The 24,131-nt window shown below is 63.2% G+C and carries 23 protein-coding genes and 1 tRNA gene; 14 read left to right on the forward strand and 10 right to left on the reverse strand.

The window, feature by feature from the left end:
• Window position 1: 1 nt before the first annotated feature.
• Complete coding sequence (locus BN977_RS13605; protein WP_036397902.1) at window positions 2-1,843, forward strand: CheR family methyltransferase; 1,842 nt, start codon at window positions 2-4, stop codon at window positions 1,841-1,843.
• An 87-nt stretch (window positions 1,844-1,930) separates the two neighbouring features.
• Window positions 1,931-2,605: a PAS and ANTAR domain-containing protein gene (locus BN977_RS13610; protein WP_234709548.1), complete on the forward strand. Its 675-nt coding sequence runs from the start codon at window positions 1,931-1,933 to the stop codon at window positions 2,603-2,605.
• A gap of 5 nt (window positions 2,606-2,610) precedes the next feature.
• On the opposite strand, the gene BN977_RS13615 is transcribed toward BN977_RS13610, so the two are convergent.
• Together BN977_RS13615 and BN977_RS13620 are read right to left on the reverse strand one after the other, a co-directional pair.
• Window positions 2,611-3,060 (reverse strand): STAS domain-containing protein, encoded by a 450-nt coding sequence (locus BN977_RS13615; protein ID WP_024455469.1) that lies wholly within the window; start codon window positions 3,058-3,060, stop codon window positions 2,611-2,613.
• A 136-nt stretch (window positions 3,061-3,196) separates the two neighbouring features.
• Window positions 3,197-3,397 (reverse strand): hypothetical protein, encoded by a 201-nt coding sequence (locus BN977_RS13620; protein ID WP_036397903.1) that lies wholly within the window; start codon window positions 3,395-3,397, stop codon window positions 3,197-3,199.
• 47 nt (window positions 3,398-3,444) lie between these two features.
• On the opposite strand from BN977_RS13620, the gene BN977_RS13625 reads away from it, so the two are divergent.
• Window positions 3,445-5,277, forward strand: a complete 1,833-nt coding sequence (locus BN977_RS13625; protein ID WP_036397904.1) for a fatty acyl-AMP ligase — start codon at window positions 3,445-3,447, stop codon at window positions 5,275-5,277.
• A gap of 27 nt (window positions 5,278-5,304) precedes the next feature.
• Here BN977_RS13625 and BN977_RS13630 read toward each other — a convergent pair whose 3' ends face one another.
• Window positions 5,305-6,552: a KasA/KasB family beta-ketoacyl-ACP synthase gene (locus tag BN977_RS13630; RefSeq protein ID WP_036397905.1), complete on the reverse strand. Its 1,248-nt coding sequence runs from the start codon at window positions 6,550-6,552 to the stop codon at window positions 5,305-5,307.
• A gap of 365 nt (window positions 6,553-6,917) precedes the next feature.
• Here BN977_RS13630 and BN977_RS13635 point away from each other — a divergent pair, with 365 nt between their 5' ends.
• The 5 genes from BN977_RS13635 (at window position 6,918) to BN977_RS13645 (ending at window position 10,037) form a co-directional block, all read left to right on the forward strand.
• Window positions 6,918-8,045: an FAD-dependent oxidoreductase gene (locus BN977_RS13635; RefSeq protein WP_036397906.1), complete on the forward strand. Its 1,128-nt coding sequence runs from the start codon at window positions 6,918-6,920 to the stop codon at window positions 8,043-8,045.
• A gap of 521 nt (window positions 8,046-8,566) precedes the next feature.
• Entirely contained in the window at window positions 8,567-8,956 is a 390-nt protein-coding gene (locus tag BN977_RS13640; protein WP_131590105.1) for a hypothetical protein, read from the forward strand.
• 54 nt (window positions 8,957-9,010) lie between these two features.
• Complete coding sequence (locus BN977_RS33470) at window positions 9,011-9,139, forward strand: hypothetical protein (protein WP_268817596.1); 129 nt, start codon at window positions 9,011-9,013, stop codon at window positions 9,137-9,139.
• A gap of 59 nt (window positions 9,140-9,198) precedes the next feature.
• Entirely contained in the window at window positions 9,199-9,639 is a 441-nt protein-coding gene (locus BN977_RS31860; RefSeq protein WP_084172495.1) for a DUF4265 domain-containing protein, read from the forward strand.
• Window positions 9,640-9,659: 20 nt separating this feature from the next.
• Window positions 9,660-10,037 carry an ankyrin repeat domain-containing protein gene (locus BN977_RS13645; protein WP_084172496.1) on the forward strand — a complete coding sequence of 126 codons (378 nt, stop codon included), beginning with the start codon at window positions 9,660-9,662 and terminating at the stop codon, window positions 10,035-10,037.
• Window positions 10,038-10,160: 123 nt separating this feature from the next.
• Here the strand turns inward: BN977_RS13645 and BN977_RS13650 are convergent, their stop codons facing one another.
• Entirely contained in the window at window positions 10,161-10,718 is a 558-nt protein-coding gene (locus BN977_RS13650; protein WP_036399073.1) for a TetR/AcrR family transcriptional regulator, read from the reverse strand.
• A gap of 116 nt (window positions 10,719-10,834) precedes the next feature.
• Here BN977_RS13650 and BN977_RS13655 point away from each other — a divergent pair, with 116 nt between their 5' ends.
• The 5 genes from BN977_RS13655 to BN977_RS13670 all read left to right on the forward strand — a co-directional run bounded on the left by BN977_RS13655 (window position 10,835) and on the right by BN977_RS13670 (window position 15,295).
• Entirely contained in the window at window positions 10,835-11,677 is an 843-nt protein-coding gene (locus BN977_RS13655) for an LLM class flavin-dependent oxidoreductase (RefSeq protein WP_234709549.1), read from the forward strand.
• Window positions 11,678-11,915: 238 nt separating this feature from the next.
• On the forward strand, window positions 11,916-12,209 hold the full coding sequence (locus tag BN977_RS33080) for a hypothetical protein (protein WP_207384143.1): 294 nt from the start codon (window positions 11,916-11,918) through the stop codon (window positions 12,207-12,209).
• An 18-nt stretch (window positions 12,210-12,227) separates the two neighbouring features.
• Window positions 12,228-13,823, forward strand: coding sequence for a GIY-YIG nuclease family protein (locus BN977_RS33085; RefSeq protein ID WP_051561343.1), 1,596 nt, complete (start codon window positions 12,228-12,230; stop codon window positions 13,821-13,823).
• A gap of 12 nt (window positions 13,824-13,835) precedes the next feature.
• Window positions 13,836-14,831 (forward strand): leucine-rich repeat domain-containing protein, encoded by a 996-nt coding sequence (locus BN977_RS13665; RefSeq protein ID WP_036397909.1) that lies wholly within the window; start codon window positions 13,836-13,838, stop codon window positions 14,829-14,831.
• 125 nt (window positions 14,832-14,956) lie between these two features.
• Complete coding sequence (locus BN977_RS13670) at window positions 14,957-15,295, forward strand: Imm51 family immunity protein (RefSeq protein WP_165576317.1); 339 nt, start codon at window positions 14,957-14,959, stop codon at window positions 15,293-15,295.
• Window positions 15,296-15,531: 236 nt separating this feature from the next.
• Here BN977_RS13670 and BN977_RS13675 read toward each other — a convergent pair whose 3' ends face one another.
• Window positions 15,532-16,242: an SDR family oxidoreductase gene (locus BN977_RS13675; RefSeq protein ID WP_024455480.1), complete on the reverse strand. Its 711-nt coding sequence runs from the start codon at window positions 16,240-16,242 to the stop codon at window positions 15,532-15,534.
• Window positions 16,243-16,328: 86 nt separating this feature from the next.
• Here BN977_RS13675 and BN977_RS13680 point away from each other — a divergent pair, with 86 nt between their 5' ends.
• Entirely contained in the window at window positions 16,329-16,706 is a 378-nt protein-coding gene (locus BN977_RS13680) for a MerR family transcriptional regulator (protein WP_024455481.1), read from the forward strand.
• A 328-nt stretch (window positions 16,707-17,034) separates the two neighbouring features.
• Here the strand turns inward: BN977_RS13680 and BN977_RS13685 are convergent, their stop codons facing one another.
• From BN977_RS13685 to BN977_RS13705, 5 genes are all read right to left on the reverse strand, one after another.
• Window positions 17,035-17,637 carry a hypothetical protein gene (locus BN977_RS13685; RefSeq protein WP_234709550.1) on the reverse strand — a complete coding sequence of 201 codons (603 nt, stop codon included), beginning with the start codon at window positions 17,635-17,637 and terminating at the stop codon, window positions 17,035-17,037.
• Window positions 17,638-17,724: 87 nt separating this feature from the next.
• Window positions 17,725-21,138, reverse strand: coding sequence for a DEAD/DEAH box helicase family protein (locus BN977_RS13690; RefSeq protein WP_036397911.1), 3,414 nt, complete (start codon window positions 21,136-21,138; stop codon window positions 17,725-17,727).
• 7 nt (window positions 21,139-21,145) lie between these two features.
• Complete coding sequence (locus tag BN977_RS32665) at window positions 21,146-22,282, reverse strand: restriction endonuclease subunit S domain-containing protein (protein ID WP_131590107.1); 1,137 nt, start codon at window positions 22,280-22,282, stop codon at window positions 21,146-21,148.
• Complete coding sequence (locus BN977_RS13700) at window positions 22,279-23,733, reverse strand: type I restriction-modification system subunit M (protein WP_036397912.1); 1,455 nt, start codon at window positions 23,731-23,733, stop codon at window positions 22,279-22,281. The genes BN977_RS32665 and BN977_RS13700 overlap by 4 nt, the downstream gene beginning before the upstream one ends.
• Window positions 23,734-23,992: 259 nt before the next feature.
• Window positions 23,993-24,078, reverse strand: a tRNA-Leu gene (locus tag BN977_RS13705).
• Window positions 24,079-24,131 lie beyond the last annotated feature (53 nt).

A 24,131-nucleotide genomic window follows, 5' to 3' on the forward strand; every position in this document is an offset into this window, starting at 1 on the left:
CATGGAAGCCAGCACCGACGACTCGTTCGAGGCCCTGCTTCGCTACCTGCGCGATTCCCGCGGTTTCGACTTCACGGGCTACAAACGCACGTCGCTGATGCGGCGGGTCCGACACCGGATGGATCAGGCCGGCCATACGACGTTCGACGAGTATCTCGATGTCCTGCAGGCCAGTTCCGACGAATTCGCCGCACTGTTCAACACCATCTTGATCAACGTGACGGCGTTCTTCCGCGACCCCGAGGCCTGGCGGTGCATCGCGGACGACGTCATCCCGCAGCTACTGGCCGAGCAGGGCCCCGACGACCCGATCCGGGTGTGGAGTGCCGGGTGTGCCTCCGGTCAGGAGGCCTACACCCTGGCCATCCTGCTGGCCGAGGCGCTGGGTCACGATGCGTTCCGGCGGCGGGTCAAGATCTACGCCACCGATGTCGACGAGCACGCCCTCAGCGAAGCCCGGGCGGCGTCCTATGACGGACGTGCCGTCGAGTCGGTGCCGCCGGAACTGCTGGTCAACTATTTCGAGCAAGTCAACGGGCACTACGTGTTTCACAAGGACTTGCGTCGCGCCGTGATCTTCGGCCGCAACGACCTGGTTCGCGACGCCCCCATCTCCAAAGTCGACCTGCTGGCGTGCCGCAACACGCTGATGTACCTCAACGCCGAGACGCAGCGCAACGTGCTCGGCCGCCTGCATTTCGCGCTCGCCCCGAAGGGCACGTTGTTCCTCGGCCACGCCGAGATGCTCTTGAGCCACAGCGATCGCTTCACCCCGATCGATCTGAAGAACCGGATCTTCCGTAAGGCCGTCGGCTCACACCAGGGGCTGGAACGTTTCGACCCCGCGGCCGCGCTCTACGAACGACACGGCGAACTGAACGGACTGACCACGGTGCGCGATCTGGCGTTCCGGGCCAGCCCGGTGCCCCAGATCGTGGTCACCGGTGACGACACCGTCGCGATGATCAACCAGCAGGCCGAGACGTTCTTCGGGTTGTCGGCCCGCGATATCGGCCGGCTGCTGCGGGACCTGGAGATTTCGTATCGTCCGGTCGAGCTTCGGGCCTACGTCGAGCAGGCCAAGGTCGAGCGCCGCTCGGCGCGGATCCAGGATGTGCAGTGGCAGCGCCCGGGTGCGGAGACGGTGTGGTTCGAGATCCACATCAACCCGCTGGTCGACGCCGACAATGGGCTGTTGGGCGTGTCGATCGTGTTCTTCGACGTCACCGCGATGCGCGCGCTGCTGGACAAGGTGGTGCAGACCAACCGCCAGCTCGAGACGGCCTACGAGGAGCTGCAGTCCACCAACGAAGAACTCGAGACGACCAACGAGGAACTGCAGTCCACGGTGGAGGAGCTGGAAACCACCAACGAGGAGCTCCAGTCCACCAACGAGGAGCTCGAGACGATGAACGAGGAGCTGCAGTCCATCAACGACGAGCTGCACACCATCAACGACACCCTGCGCGAGCGCAGCCTGGAGCTCGACGACGCCCGCACGTTCATGGACGCCATGATCAACTCGATCCGGCTCGGGGTGGTGGTGGTGGACCGCGAGATGCGCGTGGTGGTGTGGAACCGCGGCTGCGAGGAGCTGTGGGGCCTGCGTGCCGACGAGACCACCGGGATGGTGTTGACCACCCTGGACATCGGGCTGCCGGTACAGGAGGTGCGCCCGCTGATCGGTACCGCGTTCGTGGATCCAGACAGCACGGGTGAGGTGATCCTGGACGCGGTGAACCGGCGCGGGCGGTCCACCCGGGTGCGGGTGACCTGTTCACCGTTCCGTTCTGCGGAGGACAGTGTGCGCGGCGCGCTGCTGCTCATGGACGTTCTCGAGTAGTGCGTCGGACGTACTGGGTTATCCACCGAGCGAAAAGCCAACGCGCTCGGTTCGTCTCGGGGCCGCTGGCCGTTCTACCGTGACGCCGTGGTCGACGACGAGCCGGCAAACCGGATGCCCCACGCGGGCAGCTTTCGTTACCTCGCCGCTTCCGACACCTGGGAGTGGTCCGACGAGTTGGCAGTGATGCACGGTTATCAACCGGGCACCGTGACGCCGACGACGGAACTGATGCTGTCGCACAAGCACCCCGACGATCGCACGACGGTGGCCGAGTTGCTGGAAAACGTCCGCAGGCATGGTGCCGCGTTCAGCAGCAGGCACCGAATCGTGGACACGGCGGGTCGCACCAGGTTGGTCGTGGTCGTCGGGGACCGGATCGTCGGCCCGGACGGCACCCACGCCGGCACTGCCGGTTTCTACGTGGACATCACCGACGGCTTCCAGGCCGACATCCAGCAGGAGATCACCGCCGAACTGGCGGTGATCACCCCACGCCGCGCGGCCATCAATCAGGCCATCGGCATGGTGATGCTGCGTTACGGGCTGACGCCGGAGCAGGCCTTCCGCGTGTTGACCTCGCTGTCGCAGAACGCCAACGTCAAACTGCGCGACCTCGCCGAGCGGTTGGTGGAGCAGGCCGCCGCCTCCGCCACCCCGCTGCTGACCGACTCCGCAGCAACGGTTTTCGACGAATGGCTCAACACCGCCGGGCGGCCGCGGCGGGCCGGTTCCACCGACGAACCCGCCGCGCAGAACTGAGCTACTCAGGCTGTCTTGTTGTCCCCATCCGGACCGGCGAACTGCACGATGGGCACATGCAGTTCGGCCGCGGCGAACGCTTGCTCGAGGGACGCGGTCGTGGGCACCTGGCCGGTCAGGTCGAAGCGGCGAAGCAAACGCCGGACCGCCGAGGACGGAATGACCGTCCACCGGGTGTCGGCCAGGGCGCAGCGGGCATCGAGCAGGCGCAGCGCCTCGAATCCGGAGACCGACAGATACCGGACGCCCCGCATGTCCACGATCATCGAACAGCACAGCATCGCCCGGTCCAACACCGTGTCGATCAAGCTGTCGACATTGGCCGCGTCGACGACGCCGCCGACGGTCACCACCGTGACGGCGGGGTCGTACCACTGGGTGTCGATGGTGAGGACGGTGTCCGCGCGGACGGGTCCGCGGCGGCGCCCGTTGTCCGTTGTTCGCGTCTGCGCCATATGCCACTTCCTGACTGTCGGCGACGCCCGGGCCGTGACTCAGCCGCCGGTCCGCACGTCGAGTGCTCACAAGCAAGCTGTTGGCTCAACCGCCCTCATCGTAGTGACGTAGACCACAAAATTCCACGGCGCATGTTCAGGTCTTCGGTTTGCGGATGTCCATGAGTCCGGTCGCTGAGCTGGCAGGCATACCGAACGCAAGCCTTTCCGTCGTTTGCCTGTCCGCCAGGCCGTGGCCGCCCGGCCGCGGCGTGTCCGACAAACGAAACAGCGCGCCGGTAGTCTGGCTGCGCATGCGGTACAGGTCACAGATGAGCACCGGAGTGAGAACTCCCATCACTCCACGATTCTCCGGATAGTTAGCGCTGCTACTATATTTGTGCTATGGGTCGGGAAGCCTTGAGTGGCAACATCGTTGAAAACGCCGCGGCGAGCATTGAGGATTACGTGCGCGCCGACGGCACCATCGTCATACCCGACGGCGTCACGCTGACCTCTTTCCTGGACCGCAACCGCGCCATCTACGGGGACGCCCCGTCGTACCGGTTCCTCGACTACTCCCAGGACGCCGACGGCCGGGCCGTCGAGCTCAGCTGGAACGCGCTTTGGGCCAAAGTCGGCGCCGTGGGCGCGCGGCTGCAGCAGGTCACCGCGCGCGGTGATCGCGTCGCCATCCTGGCTCCGCAGGGCGTCGAATACGTGGCGGCGTTCTTCGCGGCGATCCATGCCGGCAACATCGCGGTGCCCCTGTTCGCCCCCGCCCTGGCCGGCCATACCGAGCGGCTGGCCGCCGTGCTGGCCGACGCGAAACCCACCGTCGTGCTGACCACCACCGCCGGGTCCGAGGCGGTGCGCAACTTCCTGCGCACGCTCCCGGCCGCCGAGCGGCCCCGGATGATCGCCGTGGACGCGGTCCCCGACGCCGTCGCCCACACGTTCACCCCGGTCGAGCTGGACACCGACGACATCGCCTACCTGCAGTACACCTCGGGGTCCACCCGCACCCCGGCCGGCGTGGAGATCACCCACCGCAATGTCTGTACCAACGTGCTGCAGATGATCCTGGCCGGTGATCTGGACATGAGCATCCGCAGCGTGAGCTGGCTGCCGCTGTATCACGACATGGGCCTGATCATGATCATGTTCCCGGCCCTGTGCGGCGCGCACATCACCTTGATGGATCCGATGGCCTTCGTCCGCCGCCCCTATCGCTGGATCAAGGCCTTGGGCACCGAGTCGGCCCATGGGCGCACCCTGGCCGCCGCGCCCAACTTCGCGTTCGAGCTGGCCGCCGAGCGCGGGCTGCCGCCGCAGGGCGACGACCTCGACCTCTCCAACGTGGTGACGCTGCTCAACGGCTCCGAGCCGGTCACCATGTCCTCGATCGAGAAGTTCACGGCGGCCTTCGCCCCGTACGGCCTGCCGGTGACGGCGATCAAACCGTCCTACGGCATGGCCGAGGCGACCCTGTCGGTGGCCAGCATCGCGCCGTCGGCCGCGGCCGCCGCGGTGTACCTGGACCGTGGTGAGCTCAACGAGGGTCGGGCCGTGGTGGTCGATGCCGACGCCGAAGGTGCTGTCGCGCATGTGTCATGCGGGCAGCCGATCCCCAACCAGTGGGCGGTGATCGCCAATGCCGACGGCGAGGAGCAGCCCGACGGTGTGGTCGGCGAGATCTGGTTGCACGGCAACAACGTCGGGCGCGGCTACTTCGGCCGGGCCGACGAGTCCCTGCGGGTGTTCGGCAACAAGCTGCAGACCCGGTTGCGCGACGGCAGCCACGCCGACGGTGTGGTGGACAACGGATTATGGCTTGCCACTGGCGATCTCGGTGTCTACCTGAACGGGGAGCTGTATCTCACCGGCCGGATCAAGGACATGATCATCGTGGACGGCCGTAACCACTACCCCACCGATATCGAAACCACGGTCAGTGCGTCCTCCCCGGCCGTCCGTTCCGGCTATGTCGCCGCATTCTCGGTGCCCGGGGTGTCCGGCGAGGAGCTGGTCATCGTCGCCGAGCGCGCGGCCGGGTCGGGGCGCGCCGAGCCGGGCCCCATCGTCGACGCGATCCGGGCCGCGGTGGCACGGCGGCACCAGGTGCGCGCCGCCGATATCCGGATGGTGGCCGCAGGCGTCATCCCGCGCACCACCTCGGGCAAGCTGGCCCGAAACGCGTGCCGCGCCGAGTATCTGGCGGGTAAGTTCGACCGCTGAAAGCGGTTGGGGTTCAGAGCACCCGACTCAGTACCGGCCGAACACCACCGCGGCGTTGACGGCGCCGATGCCGAACGACGTGCTCACTGCACACCGATAGTCACCCCGGCGCGGTTGTCCGGAGACGACGTCCAGATCGAATTCCGGGTCGAGCTGGTACAGGTTGCGCGTCGGCGGAATCACGTTGTCGCGCAAGGTTTGTACCGTCACGATCGCCTCGATGGCGCCGGTGGCGCCCATGGACTGTCCGAGCGCTGCCTTCGGGGCGTAGACGGCCGGGTGATGGCCGCCGAACACCGATCGGATGGCGGCGGCTTCCGACCGGTCGCCGTCGCGGGTGCCCGTCGCGTGCGCGTTGACGTGGTCGACATCGGCGGGCGTCAGGCCGGCTGAGCGCAGCGCGCGCTGGATCGCCTCGCCTTCCGATTCACCCGTCGGGTCGAAGGTGCCCTCCTCGGAGGGGTCGAAGCTGAGGCCATAGCCCAGCACCCGCGCGAAGATCTGCGCCCCACGCGATTTCGCGTGTTCTTCGGTCTCGAGCACCAGCAGCGCACCGCCCTCGCTGAGCACCGTCCCGTCCCGGTCGCGGTCGAAGGGGCGGCACGCGCCCTCCGGATCGTCGTTGCGGGTGGACAGCCACCCGGCGTTACTGAAGGCCGCCAACGGCGTGGCCTCGATCCCGCTTTCCACACCCCCACAGATCGCCATGTCGGCCTCACCGAGCGCCAGCAGGCGCCAGGCCTCCCCGATGGCCGCCGTCCCGGAGGCATCGCCCACCATGGGCGTGATGACGCCCGCTTTGGCCTTGCGTTCCAGGCCCACGGCGGCCGCGGCCGCGTTGGGCATGTGCATCTGCACCGTCAGGGGCGAGGCCGCGCGCATGCCGCGGACCTGCCAGTCGTCGTACAACTCGACCAGGTCGTGGGTGGTGCCGTAGCCCTGACCGATCGCCACCGTCAGCCGACGGGCGTCGATCTCCGGGGCGCCGGCGTGCGTCCAGGCTCGGCGACCCAGCAGCGTCGCCATCTGGGTCACCCGGGTCATCCGGCGGGCCTCGACGCGGTTGACCTGGCTGGCGATGTCCTCACGCAGCGGTCCGCCGATGTGAACCGGCAGCCCGAACTGCTCGATGAATGGATACTCCAGCTTCTCGATACCGCTGGCGCCGGCCAACAACCCGGTCCAGGTCTGTTCCGCGTCGGCAGCGATCGCCGTCGTGGAGGCGAAACCGGTCACCACGACATCGTGAAATCGGACGTTTGCATTCAACGCCACGTTGCCTCCCCAGGCAGCTTCACCCGGCCACACACCACTGTCGCGGGTGCCGGGCTACAACGGCGCGGCCACGGGCTGGACCGCATGTCACCAGCAGGCTTGGCACCCGCTATCGCACGTCGGACATGACGTTAGCGCACATCCACAGGTGGCACCCAGGCTCTGGACGCCGGTTCCGTCGGTCGACGGACGGCCGGGTTGGTTCGTATCCCACCACCTCCACACCCCGGGGTACATTGGTGGCCGTCGCGAAAAGCGATCGGACCCCCGGTCGTCGATACGGTGCTCAGGCCATCGGTCTCAGCCGCCCAGCGTCTTTTCAAGAATGGCTCGACACTCGTCGGGCCATGACCGAGGAGCGCTGAATGACATCGATCGCCATTGTCGGAGCCGGACTGGGCGGCCTGGTTCTCGCCCGCACGCTGCATCGTCGAGGCGTCACCACCACCGTGTACGACGCCGAAGAATCTGCCGCGGCGCGCACCCAGGGTGGCCTACTCGACATCCATACCCACACGGGACAGGCGGCGTTGCGCGATGCCGGTCTGTTCGACGAGTTTCGTACCCTCATCCGTCCAGGTCACGATGCCAAGCGCATCACCGACCGGGACGGCACCGTCCTGTTCGATTGGCCGGGTAGCACCCTGGGCACCCGGCCCGAGGTGGACCGTGGCGAGCTGCGCAGCATGTTGATTGCCTCGCTTCCCAACGGCACGATCCGGTGGGGGCATAAGGCGACCGGCGTGGTCACCGCTCCGGGGCGGCGTCCGCAGGTGAACTTCGCCGACGGTTCTTCGGTTACCGCGGATCTCGTCGTGGGTGCCGACGGCGCCTGGTCGAAAGTGCGTCGAAGCGTCTCGAGCGCCGATCCGGTCTATACGGGCACCTGCTTCATCGAGATCTGCTCTCCCCCTGGTCAATTGCTGTCCCATGACGACGCAGCGATCATCGGGAGAGGCACGCTCATGGCGGTGGCGCCCGGGCAGGGCATCCTGGCTCACCACAACGCCGACGGCACGCTCAGCGGGTACGCTGCGATCAATGCACCGCTCGAGCTCATGACCTCTGTGGATGTCGGTGACCCGTCGGCCATGCGGGCAATGATCCAGCGGCACTTCGGGAACTGGGCTCCGGCGCTGTCCGCGCTGGTGCTCGATAACCTGGACGATCCTGTGCTGCGGCCCATCTTCGCGTTACCGATCACGCATCGGTGGGAGCGGACGCCAGGGGTGACGTTGGTCGGCGATGCGGCGCATCTGATGTCACCGTTCGCCGGTGAGGGCGCCAATCTCGCCATGTTCGACGGGGCAGCGCTGGCCGCAGCGATCATCGCGTACCCCGGCCGTATCGAGGAAGCGTTGGCTGCGTATGAGAACGAGCTCTTCCCCCGCAGTGCCGAAGTGGCCCAACGCAGTGCAAGCAATCTGCAGCAGTTCTTCGGGCCTGACGCACCCCGCAGTGCGGTGGAGTTGTTCGCCGGGGTCCTCGGGTGAGCGATGACGGGGTTCGTCTGGCAGCCAGATGGCCGACGGGGCGACCATGTTCACTCCGACCGGGGCGGCCAAGAAGATCGCCGAAGAAACGGCCGCGGTGGTCGCCGAACAAGCCTTCAAACACAGTGCGCAAGCACGTTCAAGGACACATGTGGAGTATCCAGAGTCATCGGCGAGGACAGAATCGTCGCCAGCTGAGAGCGGTCAGAGATCACGACCATCCACTCCCGCTGTACAGCGTGAAGACCAAGCCGCCCCGTATCCAAGAGGTCACCGATAAGCAGCGCGACCGTGCTAGCAAGGAAGCTCAGTCGGCGTCGCAACGGTCTGACCCCAGTGGTGGGCACGACTCAGATCATGGCGACTCACATGACCGCGGGGGTAAGAGCACCAAGAAACAAAAGACAAGCAAGAAGCACCGTAAAGAACAGAAGTGAAGAACGGCAACCATAGACTTGATCCTGGATAGAGGTGAGCGGGCGACTCATTCCAATGATGTAATTAGACCGTGGACGGGTGCGATGTTTGGTATTTCTCCTGACGAAAATTTCGATTTTCTTATCGGGAAACTGCTGCGACAGATGTGTTTTGGTGAAAATGAATTGGTTCTCCGATTTGACGACCCGACCATCGACCTCAAAGTGGTTTCTGACGTTCCGCAGATTGTATGCGTCATCGAGGCTGATATCGAGGTCATCACTCATGCTCGCGGGAGCAGATTGGCAGAAAGTGCGCTCTCGCTTGCCGCTGATCTCGTAAACCTGCTTGGAAAGCACATCCTTGATGTAGAGACCAGACCTCGAGCCCTGTCCCTGAAGTTCGACAATGAATACACGCTAGTACTCCACGATTCGGAAGAACATTATGAATCTTTCAATATCCAATACGGCGAACGCACGATCGTAGTCTGAGGAGTCCAGGGCCTAGTGCACAATCGACCGAAACTCGGGTTCGACTGGATACGGATGACCACCATATTCGTGCGGACCGCGGCCCATACGGTGATGCTGGCCGACACCAACGGCTACGTGAGGATCAGCCGCGCCACGCCAACCGCCGAGACGGTCAGCATGCCTGGAAGGACTGATCATTGATCGATCGAGAGAGCGTTGAACATGAGTCAACGGACTCGCGCGGAGAATCGCATCGTCGCATGGCCTTCAACCTGCCTCTAGAGGACGATGATCCGGAGCACCCGTGGCCTCCGTACGCGGTTGAGACCATGTGGGTTGAAGCGCTGGGCGAAAATCGCTACCGGATCGACAACATCCCATTTTTCGTCAAACCTCTCGCCGTAAACGACATCGTGCGAGGCCACCCATCAGACTCCAATAGCGCCGTGGTTTGGTTCTCGGATCGACTCGAATGGTCACGGCGTTCGACAGTGCGCATCATCTTTTTTTCTGGTGAAGAACAAATCTTGAACGCGCTGGTTGAGATGGGCTGTCGTTATGAGAGATTGCGTCAGATCGTCGCAGTCGATATCCCCGCCGGTTCAGTCGTCGATCATGTCCATGCATTTCTGTCGGACAAGCAGGCTAGCGGGGACCTGGATCTTGAAGAAGCATGTCTACCTGACCGCTTTCTGCGCTAGTACGGAAGGAGCTCCCCCACATGGCTCGCACACCCTTGCACCAAGCGGCAGTCCGGGGAACTCAGGACAGTGTCCGCGACACGATAGGCGAAGGTTACGACGTCAACGAACCCGACGCCGACGGACTCACCCCTCTGCACATGGCCGCCATCAACAACAATTACGGCGCTGCCAAGACACTTCTCGAAGCCGGTGCTGACATCGATCCCCAAGACAAATGGGGCAATACGCCGCTCAATCGAGCTGTCTTCGAGGAGGACACGGACGAACTTGTGCGGCTTCTCGTCGACTACGGGTCAAATCCCTCGCTCGAGAATTACCACGGACACAGCCCCTTGAGCGAGGCTGAGCGCTACGGCAAGGTGGATTGCTTGTCCATGTTCAAAAACGCTACCTAGCAATCAAACTCGCCGATGGGTGCCATCACCACCCCGTCGGGAAGACGGTTGAGCAAGCTCGCGCCGCCGACTTCTGGAGACGAGGGTGATCGTTTCCTCTCGGCGATCGGGCTCGGCGCGTGGTTACTGCACGCGCAGCCCCGCGACCAAAAGTGACACCAGCTGATGAGCGTCGTAGCGATCATCCCCATCGGGGCCCGCGCAGAGGTTTCCGATACCGCGAAGCAGGCCGTAGGCGTTTACGCCTGAACGGATTTCGCCCGCGCTTTCGGCTGCGGTGAGTAACGCTGCGCCCACGGGAAGCAAACGCTCCAAGAAGTAAGCGTGCAGCGCCTCGAAGCGGGCGCTGCCCGACTGCAGTGCAGCGGCCAGTCCGTGTTTGGTGACGAGGAACTCGACGAACATGTCGACCCATTGCACGAGCGCGTCGTAGCCGGCGGTACCGGTGCCCAGTAGCTCCGCACCAGCGTCGGCGCAGGCATCGACCTGGTGACGATAGACCGCGATCACGAGGTCCGCCCGGGTCGGGAAATGGCGGTAGACAGTGCCCGTCCCGACACCCGCGCGCGCCGCGATGTCACGAACGGGAGCATCTACCCCGACTTCGACGAACGCTCGGGCGGCAGCCTCCAAGAGCACCTGCTCATTGCGTCGGGCGTCGACTCGCCTCGACACGACCATCACCCTCCATCGACAAGCGGAACCATGTTCCGTAACGTGGCTTGCATCGGAACACTGTTCCGATTAGATCATGTCGGCCCCGCGGAAGGACCCACCACATGGCGACATTCGGGATCATGACAGCCCCCCAACAGGTGGACTACCCCAGCTTGCTGCAAGTTTGGCAGGACGCCGACGCCATCCCAGAAATAAGTCGCGCCTGGCTCTTTGACCATCTTCTGCCCATCCAAGGCGATATCGGCGGACCGATCTTCGAGGGGTGGACACTACTGTCGGCGCTCGCCTCCGCGACGCAACGGTTGCGACTGGGCATCCTGGTGACCAGCAACCGCCTTCGGCCTCCCGCGGTACTGGCCAAAATCGCCACCACCGTCGACGTGGTGTCTGGTGGAAGGCTCGACTTCGGCATCGGAGCCGGCTCCCGTCCCGACATCGACTGGGCCCGGCGTGAATACGAGGCCCACGGCCTGCCCTACCACGACTTCGGCCCGTCAGTCACGGCGCTGGCCGAGGCGTGCAATGTCATCAAGCGGTTGTGGACCGAGGATGCGCCGTTCGACTTCGAAGGTGAACATGTCCATCTGATCGGGGCTTTGGCCAGCCCCAAGCCCCTGCAACGCCCGCATCCGCCGATAGTGATCGGTGGCCGATCCACCCCCACGCTGCGGGTGGTTGCCGAGTATGCAGACGTGTGGAACGTGTCCGGCGACGACCTAACGGATGTCCTCAAGCGGAACGCCCGACTCGATCAACTGTGCGCGGAGATCGGCCGCGACCCGGCCACGATCCGGCGGTCCATCGCGATCCCGGTGTCCTACGAGCAGATTGCGCGCACCCGGGCCGCCGTTGCGGACGCTGTTGGTGCGGGATTCAGTCAGATCGAACTGATCCTGCCGTCTCCTTACCCCGCGCGGGTAGCGCGCTGGATAGCCGACGAGGTCATCCAGGACTGGCACTAGAAGCTGACGTCCGTTGAGCCGAAGTTCGGGAGTAGATGAGCTTCGTCGCCAGGTCCGTGCCGACGATCTGTTGCTGTGAGCTAGATCACCGTTCGGTTTTGGGACTGGTTCCCGACTACCTCTTTCAGAAACTCGCCTTTGCTGGCGGGTGGGGGATCTGATGTAGAGGGGGAACTGGGCCGTGGGGGATTTTTTGCCGGGTGACCGGTCGTGGTGGGCTGTGCGTCGGTGGTGGCCAGTGGCAGTGGCGCTGGTCGTCACGGTTGCGTTGACTGTCGGTGGGCAGCACTGGTTTGCCGACTCTGGCCGTTCAGAGACTGCAAGTGCATCGGCTGCCTCGCCGGCGCAGCGGTTCGCCGACGCTGCTCTGGCGGCATTCACCGGATCAACCACGCTGGCCATCCCTGCCTCGGCGTTGACACCTGCGCAGCGGTCATCGGGTTTGCCGGCTGATCCGGTGACCGGGTTGACCTCGAACACCGCGGCCGGGCCGGTGCAGGTGGTGCTCCCGGGTGGTTTGGGCGCCGCCTAGACCACCACCGGCGGGCAGGTGGTCTACCCCGATGCCGGTGCCGGGTTCGATTTCCTGGCCGAGAACACCGGCACCGGTACCCGCACCGTGGCCCGCATCGCAGGCCCCGACGGCGTGCGGATGGTCACCACCTTCGTGCGCACCCCCGCCGATACGGTGATGCTGGCCCACACCAACGGCTACCTGACCATCAACCGCGCCACCCCGACCGCCGAAACAGTCGGCATGTTCTCCCCAGCTGAAACCCGGGACGCGACAGGCAAACTGGTGCCCTCGTCCTATGTGGTGAAGAAGGTTGCCCCGCAGCTGTATCTGTTGGCTGAGGTGATCGACCCCCGCCCCGACACCGCCTGGCCGGTCTATGTCGACCCGCCCCTGCATCTCGGCGGCCCTGGGGGGATCCCGCTGCCAGCGGGATTGTTCGATTCGATCACCTCCACCATCAGCAGCGCCGCGAACGCGGTCGGAAGCGCGGTCTCGACGGCTGCCTCAGCGACAGTGGCCGGCGCACAGACGGTGGGCCGGATCGTCAAAGCCCACCCCCTGGAATCGGCCATGCTCGTCGGCGGGGTCGCCATGGCGCTGACCGGCGTGGGCGGCCCGGCCGGAGCGGCGATGATCGCCTCTGCCGGGGTCAATATCGCCTCTGCGGGGGTGGATTTCGCTGCCGCCCTCAACCCCGACAACCAGGCCCTCGGCGTCGTATCCAACGTGCTGGGCGTGGCCTCGATGGTCACCCCGCAAGGCGCGGCCAAGGCCGCGGTCAAAGAGGTCGCCGAGAAAGCCACCGAAGAACTCGCCTCCCACGCCGACGACATCGCCAACGCGACCAAGAAGGTCATCGACACCGCTACTGAGGCCCCGACCCCACCCACGCAGCTGGTCAACGACATCACCGCGGCCCCCGCGGCAACCAAACCGCCGCTGCCCGGTGTCGAGACCCCTAAAGCACCCAATGCGCCACCGGCAGCGGTTAAGGCTCCCGAACCGCCGGCAACGGTCAGTCCGGGACGACCGTTCTCTATCGACGATGTACCTCAGGGAGGTGTTGTCTATCGGATTGATAGAGCTGACGGCACTCCCAAATATGTCGGCCAGTCCATCAAACCTCGCGCCCGGATCCGGACTCACATCCGGAAGGGCAAGTTCGATCCTGACGCCGGGGACACGATCCACTTCCCGTACCGGACCAGTGACCGTGACGCACTCAACGGTCTCGAACAACGCGAGATGGATCGGGTCGGCACACGCAGGCCCTCGGCTGCCGCTCCCAATCGACGTTTCAACGGTATTGGCTTGAACAAATTCCGTGTGTACGACCCCAAGAAGAATCCCGAGGCAGCTGCACGATACGAGGCCGCCGCGGACCGGCATATCGCCAGCCAGCAGAATCCCGTGCGGCGTCCGTCATCTCCCGCAGAACAGCGCCTCAACCAGCAAGCACAAGCGGAAGCGCGCGCAGAGCAGCAGCGCTCCGCGGCCCGTGACTCCGCCCAGAGCGGCGGGCAATCTTCTCGAGGCGGCGAGAATGGAGGATCATCCTCGAAGTCCGGCTCCCGCTCCGAGAAGAAGAAGCAGCGCACGAGCAAGAAGAACCGTAAAGGCCAGAAGTAAGGAGGCGGTGGAATGACCATCGACCCTGCCAGCTCCCGAGCGCACGGAGACGCCCTGTCGGCGGAGTTGCAGAAACTGAACCTGGGTAACTGGTGCTTCCTCGACTCAACCGGCGTCGAAATGCTTGTACAGACGGAGCTGGCCGAACAGCAGTGGTCGGCGTTGGCAGGGTTCATGCGTGAGCATGCGATCACTGCATTGGATGTTTCGTATCAGGAAATGGTCGATCTGAATTTCCTGGCGCATTTCCCGTGGTTGACTGCGTTCACCTTCGAGGGCCCCGTGGAGTCGGTCGACGGGTTGAACTATCTGTCCGAAGATCTGAGGTCGTTGGGGTTCGGGCCGACGCGGAAGTTCTCGCTGCGCTTTCTGGAGCGCTTTCCGAACCTGACCAGCTTCGGGGTCGGTCGGCCGGTCAAAGATATCGAGACAATCAGCACCTTGCACAACCTGCGCTGGGTGGGCCTCGGCGGTGCGCTGAGGCTCAAGAACGTTGACGTCCTCGGCGGGCTTCCAAATCTGATGATCGTGTCCCTGGAGTCGGGCTCGTGCCCGGATCTGAGTGCCCTGTCCAGCCTGCCTGCGCTACAGATGATCGATATCTCCAGCATGCGCACCGCCCAAGATTCCGATCTGGCGCCAATCGCTGACTGCACCACGCTCAAACACCTCGAACTGTATGCGCTGCCCCAGATCACAGCGCTGCCCGACCTGTCGCGACTGATTAATCTGCATGGCGCCTACATACAGACTATGCGGTCGTTGAGCAGCCTCGCTGGTCTGGCAGCGGCCCCGAACCTGACCTACCTCAGGGTCGAAGACGACACCGTCAATCCCGATATCTTCGCTGACCTGAAGGGGCATCCGACTCTCAAAGAGGTCACCGTCATTTCCACCAAAGACCGCCGCGAAGCGATCCAGCACGTGCTGCCCAACCCGCCATACCCGTCCTCCGGCGATTACGGCACTCAGTACCGAGCCGCCATCTATGCCCAACGCCAAGCCTGAAGGCGAACTGACCTACCTTGTCGAGTCGTCTTCGTTATCGCCCTGGTGTGTACCGACGCCGCTGAGGGATATAGCGAATCCTGATGTATCCAGCCATAAGTAGAGAGAAGGAGTCGCCGAGCCCGATGGACCCATTCGACCTATTCGAGGACGAGGATACGGAGTACCAACTTATCCTCAGTGCAGATGACGATCTTCCCGTCGACGATGCCGTGGACGCCGCTGGGCACATACCCAACGGCCATTTTTGGACTGCGGTCGCCCGATACCTGATAGGTCAGAACCAACCAGCCCTAGCTGACACCATCGAATTTGATCCTGAGGCTGGCACTTTCGCCGCCTACGGAGACCGCGACAGCCTCATCCAACTGCACGCCCTCATGCTCCCCGCCGTCACCGATCCCCACACCATCACCACGCTCCTTGACGCCGCGGCTGCCCAAGGAGACGACCTCTTCACGTAACGACCCTCCCAGTTTGGCGATCTCCCTCGTTCCTGGGAAGTTGAGACGTGTCGCATCTCCTCTCGAATGCCGTGCGCATTTCGCCCGAAGCGGTTGCCGCGGTAGCTAGCTGGGTTGGCCCGCTATGGTGGTGGTCGAGCTGGCGGACAGCATGACGGCATGGTGGTTCAGCCTGGTCGTGGCTCACGGCGACGCCTCGCTCTCCTATGAGCAGCAGGTCCTCGGATCATTGTCTGCTACTGCGTGACGCCGGCATACATCGCCGCGGGCGGCTGGGACAGCAACGCTTTCACCGTCCGGGTTTCGGTATCAGCCAACACCTCGTCTGCGCCCGACTCAATCCCGTCCAGCGCGAACCGCACCACGTCGGCTGGATCATTTTTCGCCATGTCGATGCCGGCGAGCATGTCAGTGTCGGTGGCCGACAAGTGCAGGCCGAGTACCTGGGTCCCCTGCGCTGCCAATTCGAGCCGAGTGCTGTTGGTCAACTGCCATTCAGCGGCCTTGGCCGCGGCGTACGCCCCGTTTCCGGGGAACACCTGGAAAGACCCGATCGACAGCACGTTGAGAAGCGCGCCGCCCCCGTTGCGTGCCAAGATCGGGGCGAAGGCGCGGGTCATAAACAGCGTGCCCCAAAAATGGGTGGCCATTTCGAGGCGGATCGCATCGAGATCCCCGGTCACCAGGTTTTGAAACATCACAACACCGGCGTTGTTGATCAGTAGGTCGACGTCCGCCGCGGCGTCGGCCACCTCACCCACCATGGTCTCGTCGGTGATGTCCAACCGCACGGGCACGATGCGAGTGTCGTTGCAGGGCAGAGCTTCCGGCTGGCGAGCGGCGGCATATACCTTGCGTGCGCCTCGGTCGAGCAACTCTTGGACGAACCCCGCACCTATCCCGCGGTTGGCGCCAGTAACCAGAGCGGTGGCATTGTGCAGTTCCATCCACCAAGCCTAAAATCTGACATCGATGTCAGGTTCAAGGCGCCGGCGCGGTGATGTAGCGCACACTCGTTCGCGGCGGAGTGAACATGAAGATCGGTGAGCTCGCCCGCATCACCGGCGCCAGCGTGCGGTCACTGCGTTACTACGAGCAAAGGCAGCTGCTGTCGTCTCAGCGCACCGCCGGTGGTCAGCGTATTTACGATCAGGACGCGGTGGAGCGGGTCATCCTCATCAAAGAACTGTTCGCAGCCGGCGTCAGCAGTGATGTGGTAGTGCAGTTGCTGCCGTGCATCCATTCAGGCACGGCAACACCGGCGATGGTGGAACGGCTGGCACATGAACGTGCGCGAATCAACACCGAAGTGCGCCGGCTGGCCGCCACCCGTGACCGCCTCGACCAGCTGATCGTCACGACACGAGCCGCCATCCCGCCCGCGGGCGCTCGAGCAACTTCGGCCCCGTAAAACGTTCTCCGCAGGTGATTCTTGGGATATAGGTACTTCTCCGCTGGGTTGATACGCCACGGGTCAGACCGGCTTACGGGCGGAGGCAACCGCAGCGACGACGAACGCGTCACGGACGGGATTAGCCACAGCGGCCTCCCACATCAGCGTGACCCCACCAGGTGGGATGTCCACGATGGGCAAGACGCACACGTCGGGCCGCCGGTAGAACGCCGTTGCCGATCGCGGCAGGATCGCGACGCCCTCGTCCGCGACGACGCGCTCGAGCTTCCCTCCATGGAGGTCGCGGGGCGGGCGTGACGCGCCGCGCTCAGGCGACTTTGAGCAGCTATGTGCCAGTGTCCGCCCTGTTCAAGGCGTCTGCGGAATCGAACATGATTTTGGCGGTCTTTATCACTCCACGAGCCATAATCAGGTTGCCGCCAGCCCCGATCGCGAACCCTACCCCGAACGGTGCCAATTTCCCGATGGCGATGATGCCCCGTTTTGTACCGTACTTGGTGATGAAGTGGGCTCCCAGAACCTTGTTGATCGACCGGATTGTGGAAAGCGGCACCGCGTTCGTCACGATCTTTCCGAGGTGAGGTCCTGTTCGGCTCGCCGCATTGGTGAAGAACGTTGATCCACCGCCGCCAGCCAGAACCATGAGCACGAGCGCCCGCTGGTGCTCAAAATCCTCCACTTTGACACCGCGAAGCTCAGCTGCGCTGAGTACGTAAGCGGCGGCAGCGGCTAGGAACCAAGGGGTATCGCCTGCGGCCGCAACAAGTCCCGTAGCAGTGCCGACACCCGGTGCCGCGGCCATCGCTCCTGTCGCAGCGCCCGTCGTAGTCACAGCAGACGTAAAGGTCGTATCGACCTTTTTCAAGAGCTGCTCGTCGGACAGCTGCGGATGCTTGGACCGCAGCGCCTCTACGCGCTGACGCGCCAACTTGCCTGCCGTCTCGATCGACTTGTCGAGAGCCTGAAGAAGTTTGTTCGAATCCGGTTCATTTATCTGGTCCCCCTGTTGGCCTTGTCACGCAGCGCCGTCTTTCGGAGCGGCATTGTCCCGCACGGTGTTCAGGATGGCCACGATGTTCTCCACATCCGCCTCGCCGAACATGTCGTCGGGCCCCGTGGGCGCGTGGTCGATGTAGGGCGACTCATAGAGCCGCACAGGTTCCATGAACCCGTTCGCGGTCAGTTCGGTGATGATGAGGTTCACGAAGCGGATCTGGTCGGCATTGAACTTCGTGCCGTCCAGGTATGTGCCGAAAGCTTCGGCGGCGGCCTCGCGGTCCAGACCGACCAGCGACCGCACGAACAACCCCAGGCCATGCGACTGCTCCTTAGCCAGCTCGATATCCGCTGGCTCCCCCGTCCCGCTCTCGATGAGCATCTGCTCCAACGAGGTGAGATCAGCGGGGGTCAACGGCTTATTACGTCGTAACCGTTGCAGCGCAACGTGATCCTGGTGCTGTCTGAGATAAGCGCGGGCCTTGGCTTGGAAGCGTTCCCAGTTGGTGCCGGGCGTGATCCCCGGGAGATCAACGAGGGTGGCTTCGCTGAGTTCGTCGGCGAAGTCGGTATAGACCTGGTTCCGTTTCGCCTTCTCTAGGAAGCGGAGCAGACCGCGCAGCTTGCGCCGTACTGATTCGAGCATCGGCAGAGTGACGTCAATCCACCACTCATCCCCGCCGACCTCTTCGAGAAGCGCCTCTTGTGCCTTCACCGACGGGATCGCGGTCTGGCTCAGCAGGCCAGTCGCGATGTTCTGGATCTGTTCGCGTAGCCGTTCGGCCGCGACAGCGTCGCCCTCGAGTTGGGCAAGTTGACGACGCAGCACGAGCATGTCGAAGCGCTTGGCGTCCTCGTCGTCGTCTTTGTGGGCTGACGGCAGCCCGGCGAGGTGTTCAGCGACGTCGCCGGCGACCTCGGGCGTCAACGACGTCCAGGCCGGCCATTGCGAGTACTGCTCGACCAGCCTGCGGTGGGGTCGAACCAGGAAGTTGTCCAGGTTCATCCCCGTGACGGCACGATGGAGCGACCACGCGACATCGACCCGTAACCCTCGTTCGGTCTCGGTGCCCTGCCCCTCTTCGGGTTCCGGTTCCGAGGCCGGCCAGGCGTGGTCGATGGCGGTGATCAGCCCGAGGCGCGTTTCGAACAGCCGCTGGTTCAATGACTTCTGGAACGAGCCCTCGGAGCCGGGCAGGTCCTGGCTGAAGAATTCGAGGTTGCCGCAGAAGTCGAAGACGTAGAAGTTCTGCTTGTCCTTGCCGGGGCCGAAGAGGTCGGGACGGAGGCGGGTGCCGCGGCCGATCATCTGCCAGAACTTGGTCTTGGACCGGACGAGCTTGAAAAATACGAGGTTGACCACATCGGGAACGTCGATGCCGGTGTCGAGCATGTCGACGGATATAGCGATGTGTGGCGCCTTATCGGTGACAGAGAAGTCGTCGATCAACGACTGGGCATACGCAGTGCTGTGGGTGATCACGCGGGCGAATGTTCCGGCGTATTGCGGATATTGGGCGTCGAAGCGTCGCGCGATGAACTCAGCGTGCGCTTGGTTCTTGGCGAAAACGATGGTTTTGCCGAGCCGGTCACCTTCGGCGACGCGGTGTCCCTTGCTCATCAGTTCGGCGAGCACCTTGTCCGCGGTGTCCTCGTTGAACAGGAACCTGTTGATCTCCTCGGAGCTCACCTCGTCAGGTGGATCTTCGTCGCCCCAGTCCAAGGCGTCCCAGTCGTCCTTCTCCTCTTCGGAGAGGTCGGCGTAGCGGATACCTTGGCGCAGGAACTTGGTGCCGACGGAGATCCCAACCGCAGGAACCAAGAACCCTTCTTTGACGGCATCGTCGAGGCTATAGGCGTCAGTGGGCACGCCGTCTTCGAGGTTGAACAGTCGGTAGGTGTTGTGGTCGACCTCGTCTTTAGGGGTGGCGGTCAGGCCGACCAGGAGTGAGTCGTACCAGTCGAAGATGGCTCGGTACTTTTGATAGACGGAGCGGTGGGCTTCATCGATGACGACGAGGTCGAAGTAGCCGGGTCCGAATTTCCTGATGCCGGAGTCGGTGTCGTTGATGAGGTTCATTATCGTCGGGTAGGTGCACACGTACACCCGACCGTCGGTGATCTTCTCGGTCACCAGATTCACGGTGGTGGCATCGGGCAGGTGCGCCTTGAATGCGTTGGCGGCCTGGGTGACCAGCGCGGTGCGGTCGGCCAGGAACAGCACCCGTTTGACCCAGTTGGCCTCCATCAGCTGCTTGACCAGAGCGATGACGGTGCGGGTCTTTCCCGACCCGGTGGCCATAACCAATAGGGCTTCGCGTTCCTTAGCGGTGAATGCGTCGTCGATAGCGCGGATCGCACGGTGTTGATAGTGCCGTTCCACGATGGCCGAGTCGATCGGCATGTCGGTCAACGGCTTGCGGGTGTCGCGACGCTGGATTAGGAGCTCCAGCTCATCCTTGGTGTAGAAACCCTGGATCTCCCGCGGAGGGTAGCCGCCGGTGTCATCCCAGATCCAGTGCTCGAAACCGTTGGTGTAGAAGATGACCGGCCGACGCCCTGTCATCTTCTCCAGGCAGGCCGCGTACAGCTTGGCCTGCTGCTGGCCGACCTGCGGGCTCTTGGTCGTCCGTTTGGCCTCCACGATCGCCAACGGGAGACCGTCTGCACCCCACAGAACGTAGTCGACGAATCCCTTGCCGTCGCCATTGGGCATGCCGGTTACCAGGTATTCACGATCCTTGGTATCGGTCAGGGGCCAGCCCGCTTCGGCGAGCATGACGTCAATGAACCGGTCACGAGTGTCAGCCTCGTTGTAGTCCCGGTCGTCGGTCTGCTGGTTGGCGGCCTGGGCCTTCCTGACAGCCTCGCGCAATGCGGCGATCTCGGTGGCCTGCGCAGCGGCAAGTTCGTCCTTCTCGGCCAGCGCCTTGGCGTGGGCTTCATCCTGAGCGGCGAACTTCGCCGCGAGCTGGGCGACTTCTTGCCGAGACAGCGGCGACGCTTTGGCGGCGATCTTCGGATCGAACGCGGCCCTCATCGGAACTGCCTGCGGCTGAGTCGAATACCGGAATGCCGCCCACAGCATCACGTGGTGCAGTTCGCGCAACACATCCAACGCGGCCCGCGCCGGGATGGGCTGCGAATCGTGGACAGCGGTGTTGCCGAGCTTGCGGATCAGGTTCAGCTTGGTAGCGATCCCGACGCCGACTTTCGACTTGAACTTCGGATCGTTGATCTTGGCGGCCAGGTCGTTCTTGTACGGAACCGGCAGCGCCAGAACGTCGTACAAATAGTCGACCAACAACTCGGCTGTCCGACGGCTGTAGAAACACGCTGAACGTGGGTCGCTGGTAGCGTAGCTCTCCGCGCGAGCGCAGTCGGCGTGCATCTCTGGCCAGCCGACGGTCTGCAGGAAGGCGAAGTTCGACATACCTGCCTCAGAGGTGACCGGAAAAGGCGCGGGATTGGAGGGACGTCAGAAGCTCCGCCAGATATGCGCTCCGTGAGCGCAAGAGGCGACCATGCTGATGTATCGAAGTCAGTCTGTGCTCAAACTCATCCTGGTCACGCAACGTCGCCAGCGGAAACTCCAACGGCGCTAAGTCGCGCTTGTTCAGTTGTGGCACAGTGCTTCCGCTCGTAAGCGAGGCCAGGTCGAACCGCTTAAACCAATAGAGCAGGAAGCTCGTTCGCAGCCTGCCATCGAGCGGAGCAACACCCATCAAGTTTGGGTCGAGGATCGTCGGCCGTGTAGCTCTTCGCTTTTTATTGGTCGATATTGCTCCCCCCCGCTTCGGGAGGATCACAGCTCCCGGAGGGCAGGTCGATGCTTTCGGCCCCGTGTCCCGTGACCATAGCGCGCAGGACGCAACTTCCTCCTCGTTACCCGGCAAATTCATATCTGAGACCTTCATTAAAAAGGCCCCGTCTGATTGCCCAGTAAACGGTATCCCGTCCGGAAGGGTCGTCCCTCCGTAGAACTGTGCGATATCACCTAGTTGAACCGTATTAGTCACTCCGCCGACGATCTCGTCAAAGACGGCGTTCGCGAAGTCGTCCACAAGTCGCGCCGCCTCCTCCTGCCGAGTATTTAGCAGTTCAATCCGGTGAAGAATGGCAGCGATGCGGCGCTGATCGTCGAGTGCTGGAAGTGGAACATCTAGCGCACGAAATACCGTACTCGGAAGTGATCTGCGGCGTGCGGTGCTCCCTCGGAGCTTTCCCTTGTAGTACGCCATCGCCCGTGGTGAGCGAAGGTAGCGCCGGAGGTACTCAACGTCTGCCGTCCTCGAGTCTTTAAGATCCCAGATTCCATAGGCAGGGCTCACGATTGCTTCGGGGTAAAGCGTTTGAAAGTCGAGAACACCTTCGTCGATAGGAAATCCGACCACCAGTTGTCCTCGCCGCACTACCTTGTAGTCAGAGGTGTCACTGCTCGCTACGCGCTTCTTAAACTTGGTGGATTGATCGACTAGGCCAGACCGCATGGTGATCGATAGAACGGGCAGCTCGTCACAGCCCGCCCTTCGAACATTCGCAGGGGCGATCAGGTCTCCCAAGGTCACTTCGTTCATGACAGCATCGCTTTCAAATCTGCAATGCCAGAGGTGATTTCACCATCAAGCGACTCGAGCTCCGCAATGATCTCCAGCGGGTCTCGGTGGCACTTGTCATCGTGAACGATCTCTCGGTACCGGTTCAGCGACAGATCGAACCCCTGCGCAACGATATCCTCCTTCGGTACAACGAAGGACTGTTCAGTGCGCAAACGACTACGCTCAGAGCTGTTCCGCTCAGCCCACCGAGCCAGTACCTCGGGAAGGTCGGTTTCCCCTATTGGGGTTCGCTTGTCGTCCAGCGAGAATCCGTCGGCTGTCACGTCATAGAACCAAACAGTGTCAGTACCACCCGAGTTGGTCTTGGTGAACAACAAGATCGCAGTAGACACACCCGCGTAAGGCTTGAATACACCCGAGGGTAGCTTCACGATCCCGTCGAGCTTCTGATCTTCCACCAATGTACGACGAAGATCCTTGTGCGCCTTGGATGATCCAAACAACACACCGTCAGGAACGATCACAGCAGCCCGACCACCTGGCTTGAGTATCTTGAGGAACAGCGCTACGAATAGCAGCTCGGTCTTCTTGGTCTTGACAACCCGTTGGAGATCTTTGGACGTCGACTCGTAGTCCAGCGAGCCAGCGAACGGCGGGTTAGCCAGGATCAGCGTGTACTTCTCAGCGTCCTCACTCGCACCCTCCGACAGCGAGTCCCGGTAGCGGATATCAGGGCTTTCGATGCCATGCATCAGCATATTCATGCTGGCGATCCGGAGCATTGTGTTGTCGAAGTCGTATCCATGAAACATACTGGAGTGGAAGTGCTTACGTTGCGTAGCATCGGTGAGCACCGATGGGTAATGCTCACGGATGTACTCCGACGCCGCCACCAGAAAGCCCGCAGTGCCGGAAGCGGGATCGCAGATTTCATCCTTCGGCTTCGGCGCCATCATGTCGACCATCAGCTTGATGATGTGGCGAGGCGTGCGGAATTGACCATTGACGCCGGCGCTCGCGATTTTGGACAACAGGTACTCGTAGAGATCGCCGTTGGTGTCGCGGTCGTTCATCGGGATGTCGTCGAGCAGGTCCACAACTCGCGAGAGCAGCTGCGGGGTCGGAATCGTGAACCGGGCATCCTTCATGTGCTCGCCATAGGTCGAGCCGTCGCCACCGAGGGTCCGCAGGAACGGGAAGACCTTTTCCCCGACCGTCGCGAACATGACAGCAGGCTCCTGATTCTTGAAACGCGACCACCGGAGCTCTTGCTGGTCTGAACCGAAACGGAGCTCACCGGCTGCGCCGAGGCGAACTTTGCGCTCCTCCAGAGTCTCCAGGTCGTCGAGGCGTCGGATGAACAGCAGGTAGGTGATCTGCTCGATCACCTCCAGCGGGTTGGAGATGCCGCCGGACCAGAACGCGTCCCAGACCCGGTCCACTTTGCTCTTCAACTCACCGGTGATCACGGCGGAAGCCCCCTCAACTCATCGTCCTGAACTGAACGGAACTGTATATAGGACCCGGCCGACAGGTGATGCACAACGCTGAGGATCGACCCCGCAGATTGGGAGGCTCCGCGACAACTGGCCATCCAGATGGGGACCTAGAACTCGAAATCCCGCGCCCTGCCGCCGGGCGGTTCACTCAGGCCGTCCCCACCAAACACAAAGGCCACGAACTCCGGAGAGTCCGTGGCCTCATGCCTGCAGTTCGTAGAACCGCTCGTGGTGGGCGAAGGGGGACTTGAACCCCCACGTCCCGAAGGACACTGGCACCTGAAGCCAGCGCGTCTGCCATTCCGCCACTCGCCCGAATGACCGCGCAACCGTATCACCACAGCCCCACCGGACCCAAACCGCCAGAT

Origin of the sequence: Mycolicibacterium cosmeticum (assembly GCF_000613185.1) — a bacterium.
Classification (GTDB): domain Bacteria; phylum Actinomycetota; class Actinomycetes; order Mycobacteriales; family Mycobacteriaceae; genus Mycobacterium; species Mycobacterium cosmeticum.